Origin of the sequence: Neisseria sp. N95_16 (assembly GCF_002551535.2) — a bacterium.
GTDB classification, from domain to species: Bacteria; Pseudomonadota; Gammaproteobacteria; order Burkholderiales; family Neisseriaceae; genus Neisseria; species Neisseria brasiliensis.
Window position 1 is genome coordinate 1 of record NZ_PDBT02000161.1, and the last position, 697, is coordinate 697.

The 697-nt window shown below is 60.5% G+C and carries 1 pseudogene; it reads right to left on the reverse strand.

Annotated features, from left to right (window positions below):
- Positions 1-697, reverse strand: a pseudogene (locus tag CRG49_RS13015) (ISL3-like element ISPpu12 family transposase); the annotation flags it as partial.

Consider the following 697-nt stretch of genomic DNA (forward strand, 5'->3'; position numbering starts at 1 on the left):
TCGTGAGCGCGTTTCAGCAGGATTTTCCGGTCTCCCTTGAGAGTCCGGCTCTGGGACGGTTTCAGCTCCTTTCTGAGGCCCTTGCGCACTCTCTCTAGGGCATCGTTGGCCATGCGCACCACATGGAACTTATCGACCACGATACGGGCCTGGGGCAGCACAGCCTTGACCGCTGCCCGGTAGGGGTTCCACATGTCCATGCTGACGATCTCGACCTTCTGCCGGTCTTTCAGCTTCATCAGGTAGTTGGTCACTACGTCCTGGCGGCGGGTGGCCAGCAGGTCGAGCAGGGTTCGCTCCTCAATGTTGGTCAGAATGCAGCGGTAGCGCTTGTTCAGGTATAGCTCGTCAATGCCCAGGATGCGGGGCGTCTCGAAGCGGTGCCAGCGCCCCAGGAACTCGGCGCGGGCGTTGAAGATGTCGCGCACCGTCTTCTCGTCCAGGCCGGTCTGTGCCGCCACAAAGGTGTAGGGGTGGTTGAAGGATTCCTTCTCCACGTACTCATGCAGCCGCAGTGTCATACGGAATCCGTCCACCATCTCCGGTAGCTGGGGCCTGAATGTTGTCTTGCAGGCCCGGCAGGTGTATCGGCGGCGGACCACCCAGAGAGTGACCCGTTTGCCGTGGATGAGCAGATCACGATAGAGAACGTCACGCTTGCCGAACCGTACGAACTCACCCTGCATGCCGCATCCCT